This is a genomic window from Pseudomonas sp. DrBHI1, from assembly GCF_002205115.1.
Lineage (GTDB): Bacteria > Pseudomonadota > Gammaproteobacteria > Pseudomonadales > Pseudomonadaceae > Aquipseudomonas > Aquipseudomonas mosselii.
On sequence record NZ_NIBE01000009.1, the window covers coordinates 68,593 to 85,460 of the forward strand.

General features: G+C 65.3%; 18 protein-coding genes. 7 read left to right on the forward strand and 11 right to left on the reverse strand.

Going from position 1 to position 16,868, the window contains the following annotated elements; all coding sequences use genetic code 11:
• Window positions 1–77 precede the first annotated feature (77 nt).
• Both CC207_RS01565 and CC207_RS01570 read left to right on the forward strand, forming a co-directional pair.
• Window positions 78–989, forward strand: a complete 912-nt coding sequence (locus CC207_RS01565; protein WP_028689969.1) for a response regulator — start codon at window positions 78–80, stop codon at window positions 987–989.
• Window positions 990–1,195: 206 nt separating this feature from the next.
• The gene (locus tag CC207_RS01570; protein WP_028689968.1) at window positions 1,196–2,095 is read left to right on the forward strand and encodes a M23 family metallopeptidase; all 900 of its coding nucleotides are present in this window, start codon (window positions 1,196–1,198) and stop codon (window positions 2,093–2,095) included.
• A gap of 32 nt (window positions 2,096–2,127) precedes the next feature.
• On the opposite strand, the gene CC207_RS01575 is transcribed toward CC207_RS01570, so the two are convergent.
• From CC207_RS01575 to phoB, 3 genes are all read right to left on the reverse strand, one after another.
• Complete coding sequence (locus CC207_RS01575; RefSeq protein ID WP_028689967.1) at window positions 2,128–3,468, reverse strand: hemolysin family protein; 1,341 nt, start codon at window positions 3,466–3,468, stop codon at window positions 2,128–2,130.
• 128 nt (window positions 3,469–3,596) lie between these two features.
• Complete coding sequence (phoR, locus tag CC207_RS01580) at window positions 3,597–4,868, reverse strand: phosphate regulon sensor histidine kinase PhoR (protein WP_232108952.1); 1,272 nt, start codon at window positions 4,866–4,868, stop codon at window positions 3,597–3,599.
• 72 nt (window positions 4,869–4,940) lie between these two features.
• A complete protein-coding gene (gene phoB, locus CC207_RS01585) occupies window positions 4,941–5,630 on the reverse strand; it encodes a phosphate regulon transcriptional regulator PhoB (protein WP_003253341.1) in 690 nt (229 codons plus the stop codon).
• Between the two features lie 174 nt (window positions 5,631–5,804).
• Between phoB and CC207_RS01590 the strand changes: the two genes are divergently transcribed.
• Entirely contained in the window at window positions 5,805–6,176 is a 372-nt protein-coding gene (locus tag CC207_RS01590) for a hypothetical protein (RefSeq protein ID WP_088851471.1), read from the forward strand.
• Between the two features lie 117 nt (window positions 6,177–6,293).
• Here CC207_RS01590 and ubiA read toward each other — a convergent pair whose 3' ends face one another.
• Together ubiA and CC207_RS01600 are read right to left on the reverse strand one after the other, a co-directional pair.
• Complete coding sequence (ubiA, locus tag CC207_RS01595) at window positions 6,294–7,184, reverse strand: 4-hydroxybenzoate octaprenyltransferase (protein WP_028689964.1); 891 nt, start codon at window positions 7,182–7,184, stop codon at window positions 6,294–6,296.
• Window positions 7,184–7,741: a chorismate lyase gene (locus tag CC207_RS01600; RefSeq protein WP_088851474.1), complete on the reverse strand. Its 558-nt coding sequence runs from the start codon at window positions 7,739–7,741 to the stop codon at window positions 7,184–7,186. The genes ubiA and CC207_RS01600 overlap by 1 nt, the downstream gene beginning before the upstream one ends.
• A gap of 188 nt (window positions 7,742–7,929) precedes the next feature.
• On the opposite strand from CC207_RS01600, the gene CC207_RS01605 reads away from it, so the two are divergent.
• The 4 genes from CC207_RS01605 to CC207_RS01620 all read left to right on the forward strand — a co-directional run bounded on the left by CC207_RS01605 (window position 7,930) and on the right by CC207_RS01620 (window position 10,273).
• Complete coding sequence (locus CC207_RS01605; protein WP_028689962.1) at window positions 7,930–8,097, forward strand: rubredoxin; 168 nt, start codon at window positions 7,930–7,932, stop codon at window positions 8,095–8,097.
• 33 nt (window positions 8,098–8,130) lie between these two features.
• A complete protein-coding gene (locus CC207_RS01610; RefSeq protein ID WP_028689961.1) occupies window positions 8,131–9,279 on the forward strand; it encodes an NAD(P)/FAD-dependent oxidoreductase in 1,149 nt (382 codons plus the stop codon).
• A 188-nt stretch (window positions 9,280–9,467) separates the two neighbouring features.
• A complete protein-coding gene (locus tag CC207_RS01615; RefSeq protein ID WP_028689960.1) occupies window positions 9,468–9,764 on the forward strand; it encodes an HU family DNA-binding protein in 297 nt (98 codons plus the stop codon).
• Between the two features lie 134 nt (window positions 9,765–9,898).
• Entirely contained in the window at window positions 9,899–10,273 is a 375-nt protein-coding gene (locus CC207_RS01620) for a hypothetical protein (RefSeq protein WP_050707542.1), read from the forward strand.
• 104 nt (window positions 10,274–10,377) lie between these two features.
• Here the strand turns inward: CC207_RS01620 and CC207_RS01625 are convergent, their stop codons facing one another.
• The 6 genes from CC207_RS01625 to exbB all read right to left on the reverse strand — a co-directional run.
• A complete protein-coding gene (locus tag CC207_RS01625; protein WP_088851472.1) occupies window positions 10,378–11,781 on the reverse strand; it encodes an aminoacyl-tRNA deacylase and HDOD domain-containing protein in 1,404 nt (467 codons plus the stop codon).
• Window positions 11,782–11,858: 77 nt separating this feature from the next.
• Window positions 11,859–13,937 carry an ATP-dependent DNA helicase RecG gene (recG, locus tag CC207_RS01630; RefSeq protein ID WP_028689957.1) on the reverse strand — a complete coding sequence of 693 codons (2,079 nt, stop codon included), beginning with the start codon at window positions 13,935–13,937 and terminating at the stop codon, window positions 11,859–11,861.
• 4 nt (window positions 13,938–13,941) lie between these two features.
• Window positions 13,942–14,868, reverse strand: coding sequence for a hydrogen peroxide-inducible genes activator (locus tag CC207_RS01635; protein ID WP_028689956.1), 927 nt, complete (start codon window positions 14,866–14,868; stop codon window positions 13,942–13,944).
• A gap of 94 nt (window positions 14,869–14,962) precedes the next feature.
• Window positions 14,963–15,697 carry an energy transducer TonB gene (locus CC207_RS01640; protein ID WP_088851473.1) on the reverse strand — a complete coding sequence of 245 codons (735 nt, stop codon included), beginning with the start codon at window positions 15,695–15,697 and terminating at the stop codon, window positions 14,963–14,965.
• Complete coding sequence (exbD, locus tag CC207_RS01645) at window positions 15,694–16,122, reverse strand: TonB system transport protein ExbD (protein ID WP_023632733.1); 429 nt, start codon at window positions 16,120–16,122, stop codon at window positions 15,694–15,696. Before exbD ends, CC207_RS01640 begins: the two co-directional genes overlap by 4 nt.
• 3 nt (window positions 16,123–16,125) lie before the next feature.
• On the reverse strand, window positions 16,126–16,868 hold a 743-nt coding region (exbB, locus tag CC207_RS01650), incomplete at its 5' end, for a tonB-system energizer ExbB (protein ID WP_088851475.1).

Consider the following 16,868-nt stretch of genomic DNA (forward strand, 5'->3'; position numbering starts at 1 on the left):
AAGTCCCGGCGTGACCAGTGGTTTGGCAAATGGCCATCAGTCGGCGGTATGCTAGCCGGGATTCAAGAGGAATATCGATGAGTAAAGTGAATGTGCTGGTCGTGGACGATGCCCCGTTCATCCGCGACCTGGTGAGGAAGTGCCTGCGCAATGCCTTCCCCGGCATGGTGATCGAGGACGCGGTCAATGGCCGCAAGGCCATGGCCATGCTGAGCAAGGAACGTTTCGACCTGGTCCTGTGCGACTGGGAGATGCCGGAGATGTCCGGCCTTGAACTGCTGACCTGGTGCCGCCAGCAGGAAGAGATGAAGACCATGCAGTTCATCATGGTGACCAGCCGTGGTGACAAGGAAAACGTGATCCAGGCTATCCAGGCCGGTGTGTCCGATTTCGTCGGCAAGCCGTTCACCAACGAGCAGCTGCTGACCAAGGTGAAGAAGTCGCTGACCAAGATCGGCAAGCTCGACAGCCTGATGTCCAGCGCGCCGGCGCGAGTCAACTCGGCGTTCGCCAACGACTCGCTCAGCGCCCTGACCGGCGGTCGTCCAGACGCGGCCAAGGTAACCGCACCCGCCGCCGCGCCTGTGGCCGCGGCGGCCAAGCCTCTGATCAACGCCCCCACGCCGAAGACCGCCGCTGCGGCGGCCCAGGCTGGTCGTGGTCAAGGCCAACTGCGGCTGTCCAGCGGAACCCAGCCGTGCATGATCAAGGCCCTGAGCCTCAAGGAAGCCCTGCTGGTGGTGCGTCGCGGCACCAACCTGCCACAGGTGCTCGAAGGCGCGGTGCTGGACCTGGAGCAAGGCGAGAATGCCGAAACGGCGCGGCTAAATGGCTACCTGCACGCTATTGCGGCGCTGGAGCCCAAGCCTGAGAGCGACTGGCTGCAACTGACCTTCAAGTTCGTCGACCAGGATGCGCAGAAGCTCGACTACCTGTCGCGACTGATTGCCCGCGGCACGGCGCAGAAGCACTTCACGCCCGGGGCTTGATGGCCGCTTGAGCACCGCGACAGGTCGGAGCGGATTTTGTGGGAGCGGGCTTGCCCCGCGATAGCGATGGTATGGCCACCGTCGTCATCGCGGGGCAAGCCCGCTCCCACGTTACCCATCCGGCACTTCGCCCGACCAACTGTCATATCCCTCTCAAATTCGGCTGCTAGGCTTCGACAGAACACAACTGTCAAAAAGCCACTATCATGCCGCCCGCCCGCCTCCTGCTGTTCTGTGCCTTGCTCACGGCCTCGGCGTCGAGCTTGGCCATGACCGTCTACAAGACCACCGACACCTTCGGCGTGGTCTCCTATTCCGATCGCCCGAGCCCTGGGGCCAAGGCCTTCGTGTTTCGTGAGCCCATGGTCGAGCGCCTGGATGGCCAGGTTCGCCTGAAAACCGAGCCCTTTGCCGGTGGCGTGCGCTTTGTCGCTCGCAATGAACTGTTCGTACCCATGGAGGTGGAGCTGCGTGTGGAGCGCCTGGCCAATGCCCAGGGCGGTAATGCCCCGCGTATCGTCCGGCGCCTGGTGCCGCCGCGCTCGACCCAGGTGCTCAGTGTGGTCCAGGCCCGTCAGGGGGGCAGCCTCAGGTACGACACCCAGTTTCGCTATGCCATGGGCGACCCAGGGCAGCGCCCGCAGGGCTATCGCTATCCCTTTCCCTGGAAGGGCGGACCGTTTCGCCTGAGCCAGGGCCCCAATGGCCGGTTCAGCCATTTCGGGCCCAAGGGCCGCTACGCCATGGACATCGCCATGCCCGAGGGCACACCGATTATCGCGGCGCGGGGTGGGGTGGTGGTGAAGATCGAGAACAACCAGAGCGGGCGGGGCAACAACCCGGCGGGCAATTTCGTCAGGATCCTGCACCCTGACGGCACCATGGGCGTGTACCTGCACCTGATGCGTGGTTCGGTGGTGGTGGGCGAGGGGCAGCGGGTGGCCCAGGGACAGGCGCTTGCCAAATCGGGCAACACCGGCAACAGCAGCGGGCCGCACCTGCATTTCGTGGTGCAGCGCAATGTGGGATTGGCGCTGGAGTCGATACCGTACCAGTTCGACCGACCGATTAACGGGTTGCCGGATTTCACTGCCGGCAACCCTTGAGGCTTTTGGGGCCGCAAAGCGGCCCCAAAGGATCAATCGAGCTTGAGCACCTTGGCCAGCACGATCTTCGGACCTTTCATCTTCTTGATGATGATGCGCAGGCCTTCGACCTCGAGTACTTCCTCTTCCTCGGGCACGCGCTTGAGGGTCTCGTAGACCAGGCCGGCCAGGGTTTCCGCTTCGATATGGTCCAGGTCGACACCCAGCAGGCGCTCGACCTTGAACAGCGGCGTATCACCGCGCACCAGCAGCTTGCCGGGTTGGTAGGCGAGGATGCCGCGCTCGGTCTTGCGGTGTTCGTCCTGGATATCGCCGACCAGTACTTCCAGCACGTCTTCCATGGTCAGGTAGCCGATCACCTTGCCATCGGCTTCCTCCACCAGCACGAAGTGCGCGCCGCCCTTGCGGAACTGCTCCAGCAACTGGGACAGCGGCATGTGCCGCGACACGCGCTCCAGCGGGCGGGCGAGGTCTTCAAGGTCGATGGTCTCGGGCAGGTGGTCCAGCTCGGCCAGCTCCAGCAGCAGGTCCTTGATGTGCAGCAGACCGGTGAATTCCTCGCGCTCGGCGTCATACAACGGGTAGCGGCTGAACTTGTGGCGGCGCAGCAGGGCGAGGATTTCCTTCAGCGGCGCATGGGCGTCGATGCTGACCATGTCCTCGCGGGAGTTGGCCCAGTCGACCACTTCCAGCTCGCCCATCTCCACGGCCGAGGCCAGCACGCGCATGCCCTGGTCGCTCGGATCCTGGCCGCGGCTGGAGTGCAGGATCAGCTTGAGCTCCTCGCGGCTGTAGTGGTGCTCGTGGTGCGGCCCGGGCTCGCCTTGGCCTGCGATGCGCAGGATGGTATTGGCGCTGGCGTTGAGCAGGTAGATGGCCGGGTACATCGCCCAGTAGAACAGGTACAGCGGCACGGCCGTCCACAGCGACAGCAGCTCGGGCTTGCGGATCGCCCAGGACTTGGGCGCCAGCTCGCCGACGACGATGTGCAGGTAGGAGATCACGAAGAAGGCGACGAAGAACGAGATCGCCTTGATCAGCTCCGGGCTGTCCACGCCCACGGCAGCCAGCAGCGGCTCGAGCAGGTGGGCGAAGGCCGGCTCGCCGACCCAGCCCAGGCCCAGGGAGGCGAGGGTGATGCCCAGCTGGCAGGCCGACAGGTAGGCGTCGAGCTGGTTGTGCACCTTGCGCAGGATGCTGCCACGCCAGCCGTGCAGCTCGGCGATGGCTTCGACTCGGGTGGAGCGCAGCTTGACCATGGCGAACTCGGCGGCAACGAAGAAGCCGTTGAGCAGCACCAGGAACAAGGCGAAGAGAATCATGCCGAAATCGGCGAACAACGAGGTGAGGCTGATACCAGGGGAAGGGTCCATGATGGAGTTTTTACGGGGTCCGTCTTTGCAATGGAGAGAAAAAAAGTGCCAGCGATGGCTGGCACGGGGGATCCAATGTAGCGGCTGGAGCCGTAAAAGCAAAGGGCTGCAAAGCAGCCCCGTTACTGTCAGGCTTTGTTTGCGACCAATTGCGCCGGCGCAAAGTGGCAGGTAAAGGTGCTGCCATGCCCCGGCACGCTGCTGATTTCCAGCCGCCCGCGATGGCGCATCAGCACATGCTTGACGATCGCCAGCCCCAACCCGGTGCCGCCGGTGTTCGACGCTCGGCTGGAGTCGACCCGGTAGAAGCGCTCGGTCAGGCGTGGCAGATGCTTGGCCTCGATCCCCACCCCCGAGTCCTGCACGCTCAGGTGCGCGCCCTGTTCGTCGGCCCACCAGCGGATGCGGATATTGCCTTCGTCCTGGGTGTACTTGACCGCGTTGAACACCAGGTTGGAGAACGCGCTGCGCAGCTCAGACTCACTGCCCTTTAGACGAATGCCAGGCGTCGCCTCCAGGCTGATGCGCTGATTGCGCGGGCCGGACAGGGCCTGGGCATCGTTCTTGATGGCGCCGAGCAGGGTGTCGACCAACACGGGCTGGTTGTCGGAGGGGTAGTCGGTGGCCTCGAGCTTGGCCAGCAGCAGCAGGTCGTTGAGCAGGGTCTGCATGCGCGAGCCTTGCGCGCTCATCTGCTGCAGGGCGCGGTTCCAGCGCGGGTTCACGTCCTCGACGTTGTCCAGCAGCGTCTCCAGGTAACCGGTGATCACCGTCAGCGGCGTGCGCAGCTCGTGGGAAACGTTGGCGACGAAGTCCTTGCGCATCTGTTCCAGCTGGTGAATACGGGTCACGTCGCGCACCAGCATCAGGTGTTCGTTGTTGCCGTAGCGGGTCAGGTGCAGTTGTACGCGCAGCCGGTCGTTGATTGGCGACGGAATCTCCAGCGGCTCGGCGTAGTTGTCCGACTCGAAATACTCCTTGAAGCGCGGATGGCGCACCAGGTTGGTCACCGGCTGGCCGCCGTCCTGCGGCGTCTTGAAGCCCAGCAGGGTCTCGGCGGCGCGGTTCCACCACTCCAGGTTGCCTTCGCTGTCGAGCATGATCACCGCGTCGCGCAGGGCGGCGGTGGACTCCTGGACCCGGTCGATCACCGCCTGCAGGCGGCCGCGCACGCGCTGGTCGCGGCGCTGCAGATGGTAGATGCTGTCGAACACCTCGCCCCACAGGCCGTAGCCGTCGGGTGGCGCCTCGTCGGGCTGGTGGTTGCGCAGCCAGTCGTGCAGACGCAGCAGTTGCTTCAACGTCCAGCCCAAATACAGGGCCAGGCCGATGGCCAGGCTCCAGCCATAGTAGCCGCTGACCAGCCCGCCGATCAGGCAGACGGTGATCAGCAGGAGCATGTGGCGAATCAGGGTCGCGTGCCAGTTCTGGTTCAATTGACAGTCCTTGTACAGCGGGCGCCGGGGCTTCGATCAGCTCTTGGTCGAGAAGCGATAGCCGGTGCCGCGGACGGTTTGTACCAGATTTTCATAGGCTTCACCCAGCGCCTTGCGCAGGCGACGGATGTGCACGTCGACGGTGCGTTCCTCGACGTAGACGTTACCGCCCCAGACCTGGTCGAGCAGCTGGCCACGGGTGTAGGCGCGCTCCTGGTGGGTCATGAAGAACTGCAGCAGGCGGTATTCGGTGGGACCCATCTCGGCCGGCTTGCCGTCGATAGTCACGCGGTGGCTGATCGGGTCGAGCAGCAGGCCACCGACTTCGATTGGCGCCTCGCTGTCGCTCGGGCCGGTGCGGCGCAGCACGGCCTTCAGGCGCGCCACCAGCTCGCGGGGCGAGAACGGCTTGGTGATGTAGTCATCGGCGCCGACCTCCAGGCCCTGGATCTTGTTGTCCTCCTCACCCTTGGCGGTGAGCATGATGATCGGGATGTCGCCGGTCAGCTCGTCGCGCTTGAGGCGGCGGGCCAGCTCGATGCCCGAGGTGCCCGGCAGCATCCAGTCGAGCAGGATCAGGTCCGGCTTGCGGTCGACGATGATGGCGTGGGCCTGTTGCGAGTTTTCGGCCTCGAGGCAGTCATAGCCGGCCATTTCCAATGCAACGGCGATCATCTCTCGGATAGGCGCTTCGTCGTCGACGATCAGAATGTTTCTGCCAACCATGCTCAATTACCTCTCCCAGGAACGGTGTCTTGGCCCGCATTAGATAACGGAATTATTGCAGCTGTGTGACAGGGTGTTGGCCGTTCTGGCGACATTACGTGACTGGACTAGGCTTCAGGGGGCCGCGAAGGCGGTGTGGACATTCAATCCAACCCCGAAACAATGGTGATTCCAATGACACGACATACGCTGAGCTGGATGGCCCTTTGCGCTGCGCTGGCAGTGCCGGGGGTGGCGTCGGCTCATCACGCCATGGAAAAGGACGGCATGTGGGTCGATCATGACGGCATGACGCTGTACACCTTCGACAAGGATGTTGGCGGCAAGTCCATGTGCAACGGCGAGTGCGCCAAGAACTGGCCGCCGTTGATGGTGAAGAAGGACGATGAGGCGCCGAAGGACAAGTGGACCCACGTCACCCGAGATGATGGCTCGATGCAGTGGGCCTATGACGGCAAGCCGCTGTACACCTTCGTCAAGGACAAGAAGGCCGGGGAGACCACCGGCGATGGCATGAAGGGCGTCTGGCATATCGCCAAGCCATGAGATTGCCAGGGTCGCTTTGCGACCCTTTCGCGGCACAGGGCCGCTCCTACAGGTAAGTGGGCCCCCTGTAGGAGCGGTCTTGTGTCGCGAAGGGCTGCAAAGCAGCCCCAAAGGCTTTCAGCGTAACGCGTAATCCAGCACCACCCCGCCAAAGATCAGCATCCCCGCCCAATGGTTGTGCAGAAACGCCTTGAAGCACGACTCCCGATCCAGCTTGCGCGTCGACCAGAACTCCCAGGCAAAGCACACCGCCGCCGCCAGCAGCCCCAAGTGGAACCAGCCGCCCAGCTCGAAGCGGTTGCCCGCCAGCAGCAGGCAGCCAAGCGACAGCAACTGCAAGGTCAGGATGATTACCCGGTCGGCCTCGCCGAACAGGATGGCGGTGGATTTCACGCCGATCTTCAGGTCGTCGTCGCGGTCGACCATGGCGTAGTAGGTGTCGTAGCCCACTGTCCACAGCAGGTTGGCGATGTACAGCAGCCAGGCACTGGCCGGCAGCTCGCCGCCCGCAGCGGTGAAGGCCATCGGGATGCCCCAAGAGTACGCCGCGCCCAGCACCACCTGCGGGTAGTAGGTATAGCGCTTCATGAACGGGTAGCAGAACGCCAGGGCGACAGCGCCGAACGACAGCCACACCGTGGTGGCGTTGGTGCACAGCACCAGCAGGAAGCTCAGCCCCACCAGCAGGGCGAACAGCACCAGCGCTTCGCGGGGTTTCACCCGGCCGCTGGCCAGCGGGCGGTCGGCGGTGCGCTTGACGTGGCCGTCCACCTTGCGGTCGGCAAAATCGTTGATGCAGCAGCCTGCGGCGCGCATCAGTACCACGCCGAGGCCGAAGATCAGCACGTTGGCCAGGGTCGGCGAGCCGTTGCCGGCGATCCACACCGCCGACAGCGTCGGCCACAGCAGCAGGTAGATGCCGATCGGGCGGTCCATGCGGCTCAGCTGTATAAAGTCCCAGGCTCGTGGGTGCACACGGTTGAGCGATTTGAGCAGTTGCAGGTACATCAGCGGTTCTCCTCCTTGGCCGCATGCCACAGGGCGGGCAGGAACACCTCGGCCACCAGCAGGTCGAGGCCGTCCCGCTCGAAGCGCGAGCGGCGTCCCCACAACCCGGCGCTGGCGACCTCCACGGGCAGCCAGCACTGTGGATAACTGCACACTTCGATCGGATGGCGGACGAACGCCTGGTCGCAGAACAGCAGTTCGCCCAGCGAGCGGCTGCCCAGGGTCTCCAGGTCCAGCCCGCCGCGTTCCAGCGCCGTGCGGCTGGCCACGCTGCGGGCAAACACCCACGGCTGGCCATGGCCGCGCAGGTAGACCTCGCGGACCCAGCCCTGCGCGCCGAGGGCAAGGCCCAAGGCGGCGCATTCGTCGTCGCGCAGGGGCTGCCAGCCCTCGAACAGGGGGGTGACGCTGAAGTGGTCGTGTGAGAGACGGGTGAGGCGACGGGTCAGGGAGCCTTCGTCGAACAGCCAGCCCAGGGTCGGCTGGTCGAGGGGGGGCGCCAGCTGCGGATACGCCAGCCACGCGACCGCGGCTGCTTGCGGGGTTTCGTACGGCACGTCGGTATGCTTGATACAGGCCAGAGAGGCGGCGAGCTTAGCATGTTTGCCATCGTGGCTTGCATACTGCCAGCAGGGCCAGTACAAAAGCCGACCAGAGATTGCACGGTGGTCTCCTTGCGGGCTTGCCCCGCGCCGATGCCATCAATTGCAACGCACCCTGTAGCCTGACCGAGGAACAGCAGTAAATGAAGAAGTGGCAATGTATTGTCTGTGGCCTGATCTACGACGAGGCCCAAGGCTGGCCGGACGACGGCATCGCCCCTGGCACCCGCTGGGAGGACGTACCGGAAGACTGGCTGTGCCCCGACTGCGGCGTCGGCAAGAGTGATTTCGAAATGATCGCCATCGGCTGATCGCAACCCTGGCTTGAAAAAGGAACGCACGACATGACGTCCCCCGTGGTGATCATCGGTACCGGCCTTGCCGGCTACAACCTGGCGCGAGAGTTTCGCAAGCTCGACGGCGACACGCCGCTGTTGTTGATCACCGCCGACGACGGTCGCTCCTACTCCAAGCCCATGCTGTCCACCGGCTTCGCCAAGCAGAAGGACGCCGACGGCCTGTGCATGGCCGAACCGGGTGCCATGGCCGAGCAGCTCAAGGCCGAGATTCGCACCCACACCCGCATCAGCGGCATCGACCCAGGCCACAAGCGCCTGTGGATCGGCGAGGAGGCGGTGGAATACCGCGATCTGGTGCTGGCCTGGGGCGCGCAGACCGTGCAGGTACCGGTCGAAGGCGATGCGGGCGAGCTGATCTTCCCGATCAACGACTTGGAAGACTACGCACGCTTTCGCGCCGCCGCCGCGGGCAAGCAGCGGGTGCTGATCCTCGGGGCCGGTCTGATTGGTTGCGAATTCGCCAACGACCTCAGCCTCGGCGGCCTGCAGTGCCAGGTCGTCGCCCCCTGTGAGCAGGTGATGCCGACCCTGCTGCATCCGGCTGCCGCCGCAGCCGTGCAGGCGGGGCTGGAAGGGCTGGGCGTGCGCTTCCATCTCGGTCCGGTGCTGACCCGTCTGCAACGCGCAGGCGAGGCGCTCGATGCGCACCTGTCCGATGGCAGCGTGATTCCCTGTGACTTGGTGGTATCGGCCATCGGCCTGCGCCCGCGCACCGACCTGGCGGCAGCGGCGGGGTTGCAGGTCAACCGTGGGGTGGTGGTGGACCGCCAGCTGCGCACCTCCCACGCCAATATCTTCGCCTTGGGCGACTGCGCCGAGGTCGACGGGATCAACCTGCTGTACGTCATGCCGCTGATGACCTGCGCCCGTGCCCTGGCCCAGACCCTGGCCGGCAACCCGACCGCGGTGGCCTACGGCCCGATGCCGGTTACCGTGAAGACCCCGGCCTGTCCGCTGGTGGTATCCCCGGTGCCGCCCGGCCACGAGGGCAGCTGGGTGGTCGAGGGCAGCGGCGCCGACCTGAAAGTGCTCTGCCACGGCGCCGATGGCCAGCTGCTGGGTTATGCCCTGACCGGCGGCGCGGTCATGGAGAAACTGGCGCTGAATCGCCAGTTGCCGCCCTTGATGGCGTAAATGGCGGGCGTTCTGTCGGAATTATCCTGTTCTTGCCGCGACAATGGCCGCCCAGATACTGGCGCGGCCCCGGTGGGCGTGCCATCCTCACTGGCGTCTGCCGCAGCCTAGAGCCTGCGGTGCCTTGAACGCTGCTCCCTCCGGCAGCACGGCATAACAACAAGAAATCCCGTCAAAGAGGCTTCACTATGCGTAAACCAGAACTCGCCGCCGTCATCGCCGAAAAGGCCGATCTGACCAAGGAAAAGGCCAACCAGGTCCTGAACGCGATTCTCGACAGCATCACCGGCGCGCTCGATAAGGACACCGTCACCCTGGTCGGTTTCGGCACCTTCGAAAAACGCCACCGTGGCGCCCGCACCGGCAAGAACCCGCAGACCGGCGAGCCGGTCAAGATCAAGGCCAGCAACACTGTCGCCTTCAAACCTGGCAAGGGCCTGCGTGACAGCGTCAACGTACCTGCCAAGCCTGCCAAGAAAAAGTGACCGGACAGCTTCACCCGACGGGCGCCTGGAGGCGCCCGTTGCGTTTCTGGTAAGCAAATGCGGCGAACTTGCATAAACAGGGCGAGAAACGGATAAACTGCGCGACTCAGTCACTTTTCATTCGAGGCGTGTTGATGAAGTTTCGCTTTCTTCTCTGGGCCATGGGCTTGCTGATGGCCAAGGCCAGCCGCAACAACCCGGCGTTCCAGCAGCAGCTGCAGGACAAGGACCTGGTCTTCCAGATGCAGACGCTCGACGGCAAGGTTGCCCGGCACTTCATCGTCAAGGACCTGCGCATCAGCAGCAAGGGCGGCCTGCACCCGCAGCCGGCCTTCGCCATCGCGTTCAAGGACGCCGCTTATGGCTTTGCCACGCTGCAAGCCGGTAACAAGCAGCTGGCGTTCATGCAGGGGATCCAGGAGAAGAACATCCAGATCAAGGGCAATCCGGCGCTGGTGATCTGGTTCCAGGGCTTGATGAAGTACCTGAAGCCGAAGAAGAAGGCCTGAAATCGCCGGACCTGCATTGGCAGCCAGTTCCCATGATGCGCAGGCTTGCACCATCCCTGTGGGAACCGGCCTGCCGGCGAAAGGGGCGCAGGGCGCCCCACCTCTCAGTGCGGCGCGTGGAACTGCGACGCCAGCTCGCGCAGCAGGGCCTCGGCCTCCAGCACTTTGTTCACCACCTCTTCAGCCTTCTCCCGACTCAGCCCCAGGCGCTCGAGCAGGGCATCCGGGATCTCGTCCTTGGGCCCTGAACCGATCCCCCGGGCGCGCAGCAGGCGCGTCGCCAGGCACACCAGATTGGGGAATGCCGCATAATCGCCGTCGTACGCCGGATCGTGCTGGAAACGCAGGGCTGTGGACAGCTCATCGGGCATGTCCCACAGCTTCATCAGCCAGGCCCCGATCTGTTCACGGCTGATCCCCAGCAGGTGCTGTTCCACATAGCTGTGGCACAAGTGCGGGTTGACCTCCAGGTGACGGCAGATCAGCGAGAAATGCGGTGGGAAGACGTGGGCCAGCAGCAGGTAGCCAAAGTTGTGCAGCAGGCCGGCCAGGTAGGTCAGGCCCGCTTCCGGGCGCTCGGCACGTGGCATGGCGCGCGTCAGGCCCTCGATCACCGCGGCGGTGTAGATCGACTGCTGCCAGTATGGCGTGGCCTGCTGCGGGTGGTCCTTGGGTAGGCTCAGGGTCTTGCCCAACGCCAGGCCCAGGGCCAGGTTGATCACCAGGTCGAAGCCCAGCACGCGGACGATGGCGTCTTCCACCGAGCGAATCTTGCCGGGTGAGGCGTAGTACGGGGAGGCAGCCCAGCTGACCACCTGCGCGGCCAGGGCCGGATCGGTTTCCACCACGCCGGTGATGTCGTCGATGCTGGCATTGGGGTCGACGCGCAGCTTGATGATCTTTTGCGCGGTGTCGGCCAGCGGCGGAATCTCGATGGTCTGTTCCAGGCGTTGCTGGATGCGACGGGCGGTGAAGGCCTGGACGGCGCGGATGACTTCCTTGGGAGGGCCGTCCAACTGGTCGAAACTGAGGCGAATCTCGCTGATCTGCTGGCCGAACGTGCTGGCGCTGGCCTTGAACAGCATCTTCTTGAAGGCGGTTCTGCCGATTTCCAGGAGCAGGCCGGTTTCGCCGGACTGGATCAGCAGCGTCTCGTTGTCGAGCAGGCTCTTCTCGTACTGGCATGGCGAGCTGGTCAGGGCGGGAATCGCCGGCAGCGCCTTGAGGTGATGCTTGTCGAGCATCTGCTTCAGGCGCTCCAGCGGCACGGCCTTGAGCTTGCGCCCGGTCAGTTCCTCGAGGCGCTTGAGGTCCAGCAACTGGCTTTGCGGGAACAGCACCATCAAGGCACCGATCTCGTCATCGAGCAGCACGGCCTGCACCCGCGAGGCGGCCGGCAGCCCCGGGTGCTCGGGCACCTCGCGGAAGCTGACGCCGAGCTTGTCGAGCAACAGCCGGATGACAGACGGTGCGTGTAGGGTTGCGGTATCCAGGGCAACTTCAGTCATGGCCTGTATCCAATCATTCTTTAAACGCGAAGTATAACCAGCCTGGCCGCCAAGCTGGATCCATTATGGGACGGACGTCACACCTGGCCATATTGTTGACCGTGGCGCAGCCAGCGGTCGAGCAACGGGCTGACGTGGTCGGGCCAGCGTGCCAGCAGGGCCTGGGCGGCGTCGCGCACGGCTGGCAGCAGGTCGGCGTCGCGCATCAGGTCGGCGACCTTGAACTGTAGCAGGCCGGTCTGGCGGGTCCCGAGCATCTCGCCCGGGCCGCGCAACTCCAGGTCCTTCTCTGCTATGACGAATCCGTCGTTGGTTTCCCGCATGATGCCCAGGCGCTCACGGCCGATCTGCGACAGCGGCGGGTGGTAGAGCAGCACGCAGTGGCTCACCGCGCTGCCCCGACCGACCCGGCCGCGCAACTGGTGCAACTGGGCCAGGCCCAGGCGCTCGGGGTTCTCGATGATCATAAGGCTGGCATTGGGCACGTCGACGCCGACCTCGATCACCGTGGTGGCCACCAGCAGTTGCAGGTCGCCGGCCTTGAACTCGGCCATCACCGCGGCCTTTTCTGCGGGCTTCATGCGTCCGTGGATCAGGCCCACGCGCAGCTCGCCCAGGGCGCTGCCCAGTTCCTCGAAGGTGCTTTCGGCGGCCTGGCAGGTGAGTTCCTCGGACTCTTCGATCAGGGTGCATACCCAATAGGCCTGGCGGCCTTCGGCGCAGGCGGCGCGGACCCGCTCGACCACCTCGAAGCGACGGCTGTCGGCGACCAGCACGGTGTTCACCGGGGTGCGCCCGGGCGGCAGCTCGTCGAGGATCGAGGTGTCCAGGTCGGCATAGGCGCTCATCGCCAGGGTGCGCGGGATTGGCGTGGCGGTCATGATCAGCTGGTGCGGGCACAGCTGGCCCATGACGCCCTTTTTGCGCAGGGCCAGGCGCTGCTGCACGCCGAACCGGTGCTGCTCGTCGATGATCGCCAGGGCCAGGTGCTTGAACTGCACCTCCTCCTGGAACAGTGCGTGGGTGCCGACCACCATGGGCGCACCATTGGCGATCTGCTCCAGGGCGCTGGCGCGGGCCTTGCCCTTGAGCTTGCCGGCCAGCCATGCCACCTCGATGCCCAGCGGTTCGAGCCAGCGCTTGAAGGTGAGGTAGTGCTGTTCGGCGAGGATCTCGGTGGGCGCCATCAGGGCGACCTGGTAACCCGCTTCCAGAGCCTGCAGGGCGGCCAGCGCGGCGACCACGGTCTTGCCGGCGCCCACGTCGCCTTGCACCAGGCGCATCATTGGCTCGTGCTGGCTGAGATCGTAGGCAATTTCGTTGCCGACCCGCTGCTGGGCGCCGGTCGGGCTGAAGCCGAGATTGGCCAGGTACTGTGCCGGCAGGCGCGTAGCCTTGGGCAGTACCGGCGCGCGCAGGGCTCGCTGGCTTTCGCGCAGGCGCTGTTGCGACAGCTGGTGGGTCAGCAGTTCTTCGAAGGCCAGGCGGTGCTGGGCCCAGTGATGGCCTTCGGCGAGTTCGTCGAGATCGGCGTCGGCCGGCGGGTTGTGCAGGTAGCGGATCGCGTCGCTCAGCGGCGCCAGCTGATAGTCGCGGGCCAGCTCGTCGGGCAGCCAGTCGGGCAGGCTGCGTGGGCCGAGCAGGCCAAGGCTCTGCTGGCAGAGCAGGCGCAGGCGCTGTTGGGTCAGGCCTTCGGTGGTCGGGTAGATCGGTGTCAGCGTCTGTTCGACCGGCGGCGGTGCTTCGTCGCCGTTCAGCGCCCGGTATTCCGGGTGGTAGATCTCCAGCCCCGAGGCGCCGGGGCGGGCTTCACCATAGCAGCGCAGGTGGGTGCCACGCTTGAGGCCCTCCTTCTGCGCATTGCTGAAATGGTAGAAGCGCAGGCTCAGCGTGCCGCTGCCGTCGCCTAGGCGCACCACCAGGCTGCGGCGCTTGCCCATGGTCACGTCGGCCCCGCTGACCACGCCCTCGATCACCGCGTCCTGGCCCGGACGCAGTTGGCCGATGGGCACCACGCGGGTGCGGTCCTGGTAGCGCAGCGGCAGGTGGAACAGCAGGTCCTGCAGGTTCTCCAGGCCGACCTTGGCGAGTTTTTCCGCCATGGCATCGCCTACGCCCTTGAGCGTGGTGACCGGGACGTTCGACAGCTCGGTCATGGGTTCAGGCCGGTTGTTCCACCGGCGGCTTGGCCACCGAGCAGAGGCGGATCGAGTCGGCGAGGATCTCGATGGCCTTCGGCCGCGGGAAGCTGGCGCGCCAGGCGATGGCAACGGTGCGGAACGGTGCGGGCGCGGTCAGCGGGCGGACTTCGATGACGCCCGGCGCGTAATGATGGCTGTGCACCGCCGACAGCGGCAGGATCGACACGCCCAGGCCCGATGCGACCATGTGGCGGATGGTTTCCAGCGAGCTGGACTCGACCGTGGTGTGCTTGGAGCCCTCGCCGCCCTTGTTCAGCGTCGGGCAGGCCTCGAGCACCTGGTCGCGGAAGCAGTGGCCCTCGCCGAGCAGCAGCAGGCTCTTGTCGTTGAGCATGGCGGTGTCGATGGTGTCCTTGGCGGTCCACGGGTGGTCGGCCGGCATCAAGGCGCAGAACGGCTCGTCGTACAGCGGCAAGGTCAGCACGTCGGCCTCGTTGAACGGCAGGGCGATGATCACCGCGTCCAGTTCGCCGTTGCGCAGCTTTTCACGCAGCACGTGGGTGAAGTTCTCTTCGATGTACAACGGCATCTGCGGCGCCACGCGGTGCAACTGCGGGATCAGGTGCGGGAACAGATAGGGGCCGACGGTGTAGATGGCGCCGACCTTGAGCGGCGCGGTCAGCTGGTTCTTGCCGGCCTGGGCCAGCTCGCGGATGCCCTGGGCCTGCTCCAGCACCTTCTGCGCCTGGGCGACGATGCTCTCGCCGACCGGCGTGAGGCGCACCGCGCTCTTGCTGCGCTCGAAGATCAGCACGCCGAGTTCGTCCTCGAGCTTCTTCACGCCCACCGACAGGGTCGGTTGGCTGACGTGGCAACGCTCGGCCGCGTGGCCGAAGTGCTGCTCTTGCGCGAGGGTGACGATGTAGCGAAGTTCGGTGAGGGTCATAACGTGCGTCCATGAAGTTGCGGCCCCAGCATAGCGGCTGCAATCGATAGACGCACGTTATCAGACTTGCCGTTTTGTGACAGAAACAAAAACGTCAGCGTCGGTCCAGCGAATAGACGAACGGCGCAACGACTTCGATCGTGCCATTGTTCAGCAACTCCGCCGGAGGCTTTGGCACCGCGCCGGCACGGCGGATCATCTCCAGCGTGGCCCGGTCAAGCGCCGCACTGCCGGAACCGCCGGCCAGCGCGTACGAGACCACCTTGCCTTCGGCGTCGACGACGAAGCGCAGGCGGTTTATGCCCTGCAGTCCGCGACGGCGAGCGTCCTCGGGGTACTTCTTGTACTTGGCCAGGTGGCGCAGCAGATCGCTCTGCCAGCTCGGCAGGGCATTGCTGTTGGACGCGATGCTCGGCTGCGGCGCCGCCGACTTCTGCGGTGGCGTGTTGCTCGGCGGCGTGTCCGCGACGTCGTCCTTGGCTGGCGGCTCGTCCTTCGGCGGCTCAAGCTTCTTCTCGGGCTTGGGCGGCTGTGGCTTGGCCTTGGGCTTGGGCGGCTTGGGGATGGCGATCTTCGGCTTCGGCGCCTCTGCCAGCTTCGGCAGCGGCGGTTCCTCGACCGGCGTCGGCGGCTTCGGGGCGGCCTTGGGTGGCGGCGGCGGCGCGGGCTCGGGCAGCGGTGCCAGCTCGACCATCATCGCTGCCGGCGGCAACTCGAGGGCCTGGGGCACCGACCAGTTGAGCGTCAGCAGCACGGCGACCGCGTGCACGCCCAGCACGATCGCCAGGCTGCCACCGTAGCGCGCCATGTTTGAGCGCGTTTTCGTCATTTCTTGGCTGCCGTCTCGAGTCCGACCAGGCCGACCTTGAGGTAGCCGGCGGCACGCATGGTGTTCATCACTTCCATCAGGTCGCCGTAATCGACGCCCTTGTCAGCCTGGAAGAAGATGGTGGTTTCCTTGTCGCCCTTGGTCTTGGCGTCGAGCATGGCGCCAAGCTGGTCGCGCTGGGCCACCTCGTCGTCGCCGAGGTAGAGCTTCTTGTCGGCCTTGACGCTGACGAACACCGGCTTCTCGGGCCTCGGCGCGGGCTTCGCGGTCGAGGCGGGCAGGTCAACCTTGATGTCGACCGTGGCCAGGGGGGCCGCGACCATGAAGATGATCAGCAGCACCAGCATTACGTCGATGAACGGCGTGACGTTGATTTCGTGGTTCTCGGCGAGGTCGTCGCCACCTTCGTTGAGATGCAGGCCCATGGCTTACCCCACTTTCACCATGTGCGGGGCGGCGCGCTCGCTGCCCTGGTGGTCCAGGTCGCGGCTGACCAGCAGCAGGACCTGGGCGGAGGCGTCGGACACCTGTGCCTTGTAGCCGGCGATGGAGCGGGCGAAGACGTTGTAGATGACCACGGCCGGAATCGCGGCGACCAGGCCCAGGGCGGTGGCCAGCAGGGCTTCGGCGATACCTGGGGCGACCACGGCGAGGTTGGTGGTCTGGGTCTTGGCGATGCCGATGAAGCTGTTCATGATGCCCCAAACGGTGCCGAACAGACCGACGAACGGTGCGGTGGAACCGATGGTAGCCAGTACGCCGGTGCCGCTGCTCATGGTCCGGCCACTGGCGGCTACCAGGCGCTCCAGGCGGAAGCTGACGCGTTCCTTGATGCCTTCCTTCTCGCGGGCATTGGCCGACAGGCGCATTTCTTCGAGGGCGTCATGCACCAGGATGTGGGCCAGGGTGCCTTCCTTGTTCGACACCTCGCTGGCCTCTTTCAGGCTCACCGAGCGCTTCAGGGCGGCGATCTCGCCACGCAGGCGGCGCTTGGCGCCCATCAGCTCGAAGCCCTTGGCGATCCAGATGGTCCAGGTGATGATCGAGGCGATGGCCAGGCCGATCATCACGGCCTTCACCACCACGTCGGCGTTCTTGTACATGCCCCATGGGGACAGGTCGTGGGCCATGCCCAGCGAGGTGTCTTCGACCATCGCCTGCACGTTCTCGT

Excerpts from the sequence above, each read along its gene's own strand:
- exbD (WP_023632733.1), bottom strand. The coding sequence starts at position 16,122 with ATGGGCCTGCATCTCAACGAAGGTGGCGACGACCTCGCCGAGAACCAC.
- CC207_RS01575 (WP_028689967.1), bottom strand. The coding sequence starts at position 3,468 with ATGGACCCTTCCCCTGGTATCAGCCTCACCTCGTTGTTCGCCGATTTC.
- ubiA (WP_028689964.1), bottom strand. The coding sequence starts at position 7,184 with ATGTACCTGCAACTGCTCAAATCGCTCAACCGTGTGCACCCACGAGCC.
- CC207_RS01570 (WP_028689968.1), top strand. The coding sequence starts at position 1,196 with ATGCCGCCCGCCCGCCTCCTGCTGTTCTGTGCCTTGCTCACGGCCTCG.
- phoB (WP_003253341.1), bottom strand. The coding sequence starts at position 5,630 with ATGGTTGGCAGAAACATTCTGATCGTCGACGACGAAGCGCCTATCCGA.
- CC207_RS01605 (WP_028689962.1), top strand. The coding sequence starts at position 7,930 with ATGAAGAAGTGGCAATGTATTGTCTGTGGCCTGATCTACGACGAGGCC.
- recG (WP_028689957.1), bottom strand. The coding sequence starts at position 13,937 with ATGACCGAGCTGTCGAACGTCCCGGTCACCACGCTCAAGGGCGTAGGC.
- CC207_RS01610 (WP_028689961.1), top strand. The coding sequence starts at position 8,131 with ATGACGTCCCCCGTGGTGATCATCGGTACCGGCCTTGCCGGCTACAAC.
- phoR (WP_232108952.1), bottom strand. The coding sequence starts at position 4,868 with ATGCTCCTGCTGATCACCGTCTGCCTGATCGGCGGGCTGGTCAGCGGC.
- CC207_RS01640 (WP_088851473.1), bottom strand. The coding sequence starts at position 15,697 with ATGACGAAAACGCGCTCAAACATGGCGCGCTACGGTGGCAGCCTGGCG.
- CC207_RS01615 (WP_028689960.1), top strand. The coding sequence starts at position 9,468 with ATGCGTAAACCAGAACTCGCCGCCGTCATCGCCGAAAAGGCCGATCTG.
- CC207_RS01590 (WP_088851471.1), top strand. The coding sequence starts at position 5,805 with ATGACACGACATACGCTGAGCTGGATGGCCCTTTGCGCTGCGCTGGCA.
- CC207_RS01625 (WP_088851472.1), bottom strand. The coding sequence starts at position 11,781 with ATGACTGAAGTTGCCCTGGATACCGCAACCCTACACGCACCGTCTGTC.
- CC207_RS01565 (WP_028689969.1), top strand. The coding sequence starts at position 78 with ATGAGTAAAGTGAATGTGCTGGTCGTGGACGATGCCCCGTTCATCCGC.
- CC207_RS01620 (WP_050707542.1), top strand. The coding sequence starts at position 9,899 with ATGAAGTTTCGCTTTCTTCTCTGGGCCATGGGCTTGCTGATGGCCAAG.
- CC207_RS01635 (WP_028689956.1), bottom strand. The coding sequence starts at position 14,868 with ATGACCCTCACCGAACTTCGCTACATCGTCACCCTCGCGCAAGAGCAG.